This is a genomic window from Streptomyces sp. NPDC044061, from assembly GCF_056434305.1.
Genome location: NZ_JBWKFL010000112.1, coordinates 1 through 7,725 on the forward strand (window position 1 = coordinate 1; position 7,725 = coordinate 7,725).

Annotated in this window: 5 protein-coding genes and 2 pseudogenes; 5 read left to right on the plus strand and 2 right to left on the minus strand. The window is 62.8% G+C overall.

Going from position 1 to position 7,725, the window contains the following annotated elements; translation table 11 throughout:
• Positions 1 to 175 precede the first annotated feature (175 nt).
• Both AC07CM_RS49770 and AC07CM_RS49775 read left to right on the plus strand, forming a co-directional pair.
• Positions 176 to 1,184: pseudogene (locus tag AC07CM_RS49770) on the plus strand (helix-turn-helix domain-containing protein).
• Between the two features lie 31 nt (positions 1,185 to 1,215).
• The gene (locus AC07CM_RS49775; protein ID WP_478883187.1) at positions 1,216 to 1,536 is read left to right on the plus strand and encodes a MafI family immunity protein; all 321 of its coding nucleotides are present in this window, start codon (positions 1,216 to 1,218) and stop codon (positions 1,534 to 1,536) included.
• 567 nt (positions 1,537 to 2,103) lie between these two features.
• Here AC07CM_RS49775 and AC07CM_RS49780 read toward each other — a convergent pair.
• Positions 2,104 to 3,108 carry an NADP-dependent oxidoreductase gene (locus AC07CM_RS49780; protein WP_478883188.1) on the minus strand — a complete coding sequence of 335 codons (1,005 nt, stop codon included), beginning with the start codon at positions 3,106 to 3,108 and terminating at the stop codon, positions 2,104 to 2,106.
• 819 nt (positions 3,109 to 3,927) lie between these two features.
• Between AC07CM_RS49780 and AC07CM_RS49785 the strand changes: the two genes are divergently transcribed.
• Genes AC07CM_RS49785 through AC07CM_RS49795 form a run of 3 tightly spaced genes read left to right on the plus strand, consistent with a single transcriptional unit; the run spans position 3,928 to position 7,467 of the window.
• Complete coding sequence (locus AC07CM_RS49785) at positions 3,928 to 4,761, plus strand: alpha/beta fold hydrolase (protein WP_478883189.1); 834 nt, start codon at positions 3,928 to 3,930, stop codon at positions 4,759 to 4,761.
• Between the two features lie 35 nt (positions 4,762 to 4,796).
• Positions 4,797 to 6,359: a flavin-containing monooxygenase gene (locus AC07CM_RS49790; protein WP_478883190.1), complete on the plus strand. Its 1,563-nt coding sequence runs from the start codon at positions 4,797 to 4,799 to the stop codon at positions 6,357 to 6,359.
• A 1-nt stretch (position 6,360) separates the two neighbouring features.
• On the plus strand, positions 6,361 to 7,467 hold the full coding sequence (locus AC07CM_RS49795; RefSeq protein ID WP_478883191.1) for an alcohol dehydrogenase catalytic domain-containing protein: 1,107 nt from the start codon (positions 6,361 to 6,363) through the stop codon (positions 7,465 to 7,467).
• A 67-nt stretch (positions 7,468 to 7,534) separates the two neighbouring features.
• Here the strand turns inward: AC07CM_RS49795 and AC07CM_RS49800 are convergent.
• Positions 7,535 to 7,725, minus strand: a pseudogene (locus AC07CM_RS49800) (ISAs1 family transposase); the annotation flags it as partial.

Below are 7,725 nucleotides of genomic sequence, written 5' to 3' on the forward strand. Positions count from 1 at the left end.
CTCGGAAAGAACGATCTCAACAGCAGCAGGACCCCGATGCGCCATGAAAATAAAGGTACCAACTAACCCTCAGAAATTCTGGCGCATCACACTAGTGCTCTGACCGGGAACGTTCGCCGGGTTGGTGGTTCCAGCGATTGGATGGGTGGCATCCGATCCGATTGCTGGGGGTGTGGTGGCTGAGCCTGTCCGTGTGCGCAGGTTGACCGACCAGGAGGGGAAGAAGCTGCAGCAGATCGTGCGTCGGGGCAGCACCAGTTCGGTGCGGTACCGGCGCGCGATGATGCTGCTGGCCTCGGCCGACGGGAACCGGGTGCCGGTGATCGCGAAGCTGGTGCAGGCCGACGAGGACACTGTCCGCGACGTGATCCACCGGTTCAACGAGATCGGCCTGCCTTGCTTGGACCCTCGGTGGGCGGGAGGCCGTCCCCGCCAACTCAGCCCTGACGACGAGAACTTCGTCATCCAGACGGCCGTCACCCGCCCGACCAAGCTCGGCCAGCCCTTCACCCGCTGGTCCATCCGTAAACTCGCCGCCTACCTGCGGAAAGTGCACGGCGCCGCGTCATTCGGATCGGCCGCGAAGCGTTACGGTGCCTGCTCGCTCGCCGCGGACGAGTTCGGCCCTCTCGGAATCCGGCCCACCGCCGGGTCGTGCTGGGCCGAGCAGTGCCGGCCCGAACGGCATCCCGCGACCTTTCACCGGACCCACGGAGTGCGCTACTTCCACGGCTGCCACTCGATCGGCGACGACACCCTATGGGGCGTCAACCGCCGCAAGAAGGGTGCCAGTAAGTAACACCCTGGCCGCACTGAAGTCCATCCGGGTCGCCCGCCCGGACGGCGCCCCGATCTACGTCATCCTGGACAACCTGTCCGCCCATAAGAGCAGCGACATCCGCCGCTGGGCGACGAAGCACAAGGTCGAGCTGTGCTTCACCCCCACCTACGCCTCCTGGGCGAACCCGATCGAGGCGTACTTCGGGCCGCTGCGGCAGTTCACCGTCGCCAACTCGAACCACTCCAACCACACCACGCAAACCCGGGCCCTCCACGCCTACCTGCGCTGGCGGAACAAGAACGCCCGCCATCCCGACGTGCTGGCTGCCCAACGGCGCGAGCGCGCCCGCATTCGCCGTGAAAAGGGCATTCGCTGGGGCGGGCGACCGGCGAAAGCTGCGTGACCATACGAACAGCACCGACAACACTGACGCCATGACTGTTGATCGCGAGGCGCTTCAGGCCAGCTGGAACCGGACCCGTGCCCACCTTGACGCTGCCCGGCTCCAACTGGCGGACCTGCCGGCCAGCGATCTCTCAGCGACGCTGGAGTTCCTGGAGCACAACGAGCTGGGACTCGCCTTCGTCTGTCTCGTCGATCTCGGTGACGACCTCGACCTGCCAGTCACTTTCTGGCAGCACCTCGACGGAGCAGCTCGTGAGATGGGGCTCTACAGCGATGCGCTGCACAAGCCTCACCTCACAGCTGCCGACCTCTGCCGCCGCCACCTCGAACCTGCCTCAGAGGGGGAATGACGGCCAACCCGGTGAACCATCTCGGTCACAGCACTAGCTGTGTAGTAGCAGGTGGCGTAGCGCCTCGCCGTTATCGACGTACATTGTCCACGGAAAGCGCGCCTCGCAGCTGAGCGCAGGGCGTCGATACCAGCCATGCACTATCTGCTTGCAGAAGCTCGATGCAGGCTGATCATCGAACGGACATGGCCTGCACCCACGCCGAGCCGGTCACAACCGAGTGTCTCCTGACGTTCCGTTCACGAGCTGCGAACACGGCATGGAGACGAAGCGGCCGCCAAGCACCGCTGCAGATCTCTATAGCTCGCCAACTTAGAATAGTAGACGGCCAACCGAGGGACAGGTTCACCGCCTGCGACACCCGATGGAGCTAACACTTGGGTGAGCACGGTCACGGCGATGGCGACAAAAAGGCCAGATCATGTTGTGAACCACCGTAGCGATTCTACAGCCGTGACAGGATACCGACTCCTCGCAAATGACTCTAGAACAACGGCTGCTCGGCGAGAAAGCCTCATCTGAGTTGTGACGCAAGGCCGCGAGGGAGCCGGTGCGACCTCCGTCGGGTTACTCGGCGATACGGACCAGCATCTTGCCAGTGTTGGCACCGCTGAACAGGCCGACGAAGGCCTGTGGCGCCATGCGGATACCGTTGATGACCGTCTCGGAGTACTTGATCTTGCCGTTAGTAACGAGCGGCGTGACTTCAGCCAAGAATTGCTGCTGCAGGTCGGCGTGGTCCCACACGAGCAGCCCTCGCATGGTGAACCGCTTCATGACAATCTGCGAGATGTTGCGCAGCGCCGGCGCTGGCTCGGTGGCGTTGTATTGAGAGATCGTGCCGCAGCGGACAATTCGGCCATGCAGATTGATTACGTCAATGGCGGCCTCCAGGTGTTCACCACCCACGTTGTCGAAGTAGACGTCAATGCCCTCCGGCGCGGCAGCACGCAACTGTTCGATCACTGGGCCGTCCTTGTAGTTGAACGCGGTGTCGAAGCCGAGTTCGTCTATCAGGTGTCGAACCTTCTGCGCTGACCCGGCCGAGCCGATCACCCGCTTAGCTCCCTTGAGATGCGCTAGCTGTCCGACCAGGGACCCGACTGCGCCGGCGGCGCCGGATACGAATACGGTGTCTCCCGTCTTAAACTCAGCGGACCTCAGTAGGCCGGCGTACGCAGTCAGCCCCGGCATACCAAGCACGCCAAGGTACGTCGACAGAGGCGCAAGCGACGCATCAACCGTCACCGCGTTCGACGCGTCGACAACGGCGTGCGTGCGCCACCCGAGCTGGTGCAGCACATGGTCACCGGGCTTGAAGTCGTCCACGGTTGACTCTATGACCTCACCTACAGCACCACCGTACATAACCTCCCCGACCACATACGACTTAACGTCCTGCATTCGACCGCGCATCGCCGGGTCAACGCTCATCACCAGGTTGCGCACCAGAAGTTGGCCGGGCGCCGGGCTCGGGATCGGGGTGTCGACGATTTCGAAGTTTTCGGGGGCCGGGAGGCCGTTCGGACGGGAGGCGAGTCGGATTTCTGTCGCCTGGGTGGATACGTTCATCGTCAAACTCCTGATTCTAGAGAGATTGGGGCTCTGCCGAAGACACATCATTCAGATCCGGACATTCCGTGCAGAAGGTGAACGTCTTGCGATATCTGCCCATCGGCGACCACCGTGGCCAGGGTGGAAGCTGGGGGTCCAGTTGAATCTTTTCAGGCGGTCCACCGTTCCGCGATGTGGTGGAAGAAGCGGATTCCGGCCGGTGCCTCCTCAGTTGCTGGCAAAACTGGGATTCGAAGAGAGCTGCTACTCCCCGTCGTCCTCGCCACGCAGCAAGTTCACAGTGTGGCCTCGTGGCCATCCGCTGCGCATCACATCCGGCCGAGTGGGGCGTAGCCGACCTGCTTCTCTTCGTGAATCGGCAGCGATGTCGCCTATTAGCAGGGGACCGCGCTGAGGACTCACTGCACGTGAGCGAGCGCCGTGGTGCTCGGCGGGCCACCGCCCGGCCCCTCCGCCTCCTCGATCAACGCCCTCGGCCGAGCAGCAAGTGCGTACCAGCGTGGGGTCTCGCTGTACGCACACCCTTTAGCCAAGCCGGCTAGCCAGCCTGCACGCCGCCTCCCACTATCGTCGCGGCACCATCCTGATCACAGTTCCATGAGATTCGGCGACCCACAATCTGTCCAGCGTTGGACGCCGCATGTCGACACAGTTTGCCCGGCGCTTAAGGTTCATCGCCCCTTGAGGAGACCCCGAGGTGATGGTTAACTGATAGTCCACTCTGTTTGAGTGTGGGCTATCAACAGCCTAAGAGCAGGTCGTTCGAGGCAATCTCTCCTTCCAGTGGTGGGCACTGGCAGTCCTGAAGGATTGAGCGTGAGCATTCACCCAGACGCAATCCAGAGCACCGTCGTGCTCGGTGGTACACAGATCACTTTCCATGACACCCGCGGCTCTCGATCGCCCCTCGTGTTGCTCCACGGCACCGGCGGCGGCGTTGAAAGCCACTTCGGCAGGCTTTTCCCAATGCTTGCTGCCCGTCACCGAGTCATCGCCCCGGAGTTCGCCCCCGCTCCCGAGGGGAAACCCTTGAGCCTCGATTGGCTGGTGCGCCAGGTGAACGCCGTGCTCGACAAGGCCACGGATGAGCCGGTAACCCTAGTGGGGTACTCGCTCGGGGCTGTCGTCGCCGCAGCAATAGCTGCAGCACACTCGGAGCGGGTGAAGGGCCTTGTGTTGGTGGCCGGATGGATGAAGACCGACTCTCATCAGCGTCTGCGCAATACGATTTGGCAGAACTTGCGGCGCACCGACTCCTCCGCACTTCGCCACTTCATGCTCTATAGCTCCTACGGCGCTCCCTTCTTGGCGGCAAGGGCCGAGCAGGAAATCCAGGACATGCTGGAGCGGATCACGGTCGAAGGCCGAGACGCGCAGATGAAGCTCAATCGGGACGTGGATCTGTCCGCAGCCGTTAGTGAGATCCGGGCCCGAACCCTCGTCATCGGCTGCACGTATGACCAGATGGTCCCGCTATGGCACAGTCACGCCTTGTTTGGAGCCATAGCGGACAGTCGGCTGGCCACCATCGACAGCGGTCACGCCGTGACCGTCGAGCGTCCGGCCGAATTGTTTTACCTCATCGACGCTTTTGCCGCCCATCGCATCGACGCGCCCGCTGGCTCGAGGCTGGCCACGCCGACGATCTGAGACACCGCTGTTCACACCGGAGGGAGACTCGAACCTTGAGCACCATAGACACGCCCCCTGTGCAACCCCCGACAGAGCGGCTCGACGGCTCGCTTAACGACGTAGAGGTAATCATCGTCGGCGCCGGCTTCGCCGGGCTGGGCATGGCCGCCCAACTGCGACGCAGAGGCCAAACCTCGTTCCTGCTCCTCGAGCGCGCCCATGACGTCGGCGGTACGTGGCGGGACAACCACTACCCCGGGGCGGCTTGCGATGTGCCGTCGCACCTGTACTCCTTTTCATTTCGCAAGAACCCAGATTGGTCGCATGTCTTCTCTGGGCAACGGGAGATCCTTCAGTACCTGCAGATGACCGCCCGTGACGAACGCCTCATGCCCCACATCGTTTTCGGAGCCGAACTGCTGGACGCGCGCTGGGACGAGGCCCATTCACAATGGACGGTGCGCACCCCTCGAGGCACGTATCGCGGCAAAGTCCTCATCACCGCCGCCGGTCATCTCTCGGATCCGAAGCCGCCTGCAATCCAGGGTCTGGACTCCTTCGACGGTCACCTCTTCCACTCTGCGGCCTGGGACCATGCTGTGGAGCTGGAAGGAAAGCGTATCGGCGTTGTGGGTACGGGTGCTTCAGGTATCCAGATCGTGCCCGAACTAGCCAAAAGTGCTAGCCACCTTACGGTCTTCCAACGGAGCGCCCCTTACATCACCCCGCGCCACGACCGCCGCTACACGGAGATTGAAAAGAACACCTTCCGCCGGCTTCCGGAGAAAATCGACGCACTGCGTGCTGAGTACTTCTGGGCCAACGAAGCCCGATTCGTGGAACGTCAGGCGGTGCCAGCTCTGCTGGAGCAGGTCGCTGGGGTTGCCCTTGCGCACCTCCATACCCAGGTCGCCGATCCTGAACTAAGATGCAAGCTCACGCCCGACTACCAAATCGGATGCAAGCGAATTCTAAAGTCCGACGATTACTACCCGGCCCTGTGCCGCCCGAACGTCACCGTCGAGACCGGCGGAGTCTCCGGAATCGAGGGCAGCACGATCGCTACCGGCCATGGTGCCAAGGTCGAGCTGGACGTTCTCGTGCTGGCCACCGGATTCGAAGCGAGCGATCTGCCGATCGCGCATCGGATCACCGGCAAGAACAACCAGCTTCTGGCAGACCAGTGGAAGACGGGCATGCAAGCCTACGCTACGACCGCCGTTCACGGATTTCCCAACCTGTTCATCATGGACGGCCCCAACACGGGTGTCGGGCACAATTCGGCCGTCTACGCCATCGAGGCCCAGATCGACTACATACTCGGCGCCCTCGAGTACATGAACACCGAGGCCATCGATGCGATGGTGGTGTCGGCAGAAGCCGAGGAGGACTACGTCCGAGGCATCGAGGACCGCAGCCAAGGGACCGTCTGGTTGACTGGCGGATGCCAGAGCTGGTATGTGGACCCTCGCAACGGTCGGCTTGTTCTGTGGCCGGACTTCTCGCACACCTTCCGCGAGGAAAACGGCACGTTCGACCCGGCTCCCTACCTCGTGCACGTAGATGTGAAACGCCGCCCAAATCCGTCAGAGCTCGGGTGTAGGGAGGCTCACTGAGATGCAAATCCAAGGAGCCGTCCTCGAACGCATCGGCACATCACCCCCTTACTCGTACACACAGCCGATCACTGTCTCAGACCTCGAACTGGACCCTCCAGGGCCGAACGAAATCCTCGTGCAGATTGAGGCAGCCGGGCTGTGCCATTCAGATCTGTCCGTCGTCGACGGAAGCCGTCACCGGCCCGTCCCCATGCTCTTGGGTCACGAAGCGGCAGGCAGAGTCGTCGCCCTCGGCCATGGCGTTGACGACCTGTCCGAGGGGCAACGCGTGGTGATGACCTTCCTTCCCCGGTGCGGTGAGTGCGCCGCATGCGCCTCTGAGGGGAAGATCCCCTGCACGCGGGGAAGCCACTCAAACGAGCAAGGTGTCCTCCTTGGCGGCGGATCCAGGCTCCGCCGCAACGACCAGGTTATTCGCCACCATCTGGGTGTATCCGGTTTCGCCACCCACGCTGTGGTCCACCGCCGAACCGTTGTGCCGGTCGACGACGACGTACCCCCGCCCATTGCCGCGGTGCTGGGGTGTGCCGTGCTAACCGGAGGCGGGGCAGTACTTAACGCCGCTCAACCCGCTCCCGGGGACATCCTGATGGTCGTCGGCCTTGGCGGCGTCGGCATGGCCGCGCTCATCACCGCGATCTCTTTGGAAGGAGTGAGCGTCATTGGCGTCGATCCCTCAATGGCAAAGCTGGAGATAGCACGCCAGTTGGGGGCCAAGGCGACTTATACTCCGGATGAAGTGGCTGAGAAGGTCATTCGAGCGACACATGTAGTCGAAGCCGCCGGCAACCCGAGAGCTTTCGAGATCGCTTTCGCAGCCACCGCACCCGGGGGTAGGACCGTCACTGCAGGATTGCCTTCTCCGTCCGCCACCGTGGCCATATCCCCACTGATGATCACCGCCCAGGCCCGCACGATCGTTGGCAGCTACCTCGGTTCGGCCGTACCTTCGCGCGACATCCCGCGTTACGTCGAGCTCTGGCGCGATGGGAGACTGCCAGTGGATAAGCTCATATCCTCCTACACCTCCTTGGACAACATTAACGAGGCAATGGACAAGCTTGCCGATGGTTCAGCCTTGCGTCAGATCATTCTGTTCGACTGACTGTGCACAGAGGCGCTATCAGGTGATGATCCAGGGCTCTGTCGTTCTCGCGATCGGCGCGGAATGATCACGTCAGTCCGAGGGCGGTCGGCGGTCGGGTCATATCCCGTCCGTGATGACGCAGGCCCTCCGCGATGTTGTCCCACCCGGACAGGCGGAGCGGGCCGATGGCCAGATTCCGCAGGGAAGCCATCGCTCGTGGCGCGCCGCTGGTCCGCACGCGCGAGGCGTCCTCTCCGAAGGTCACATCCCTGACGT

Coding starts and splice junctions, on each gene's coding strand:
- AC07CM_RS49775 (WP_478883187.1), top strand. CDS start 1,216: ATGACTGTTGATCGCGAGGCGCTTCAGGCCAGCTGGAACCGGACCCGT.
- AC07CM_RS49780 (WP_478883188.1), bottom strand. CDS start 3,108: ATGAACGTATCCACCCAGGCGACAGAAATCCGACTCGCCTCCCGTCCG.
- AC07CM_RS49795 (WP_478883191.1), top strand. CDS start 6,361: ATGCAAATCCAAGGAGCCGTCCTCGAACGCATCGGCACATCACCCCCT.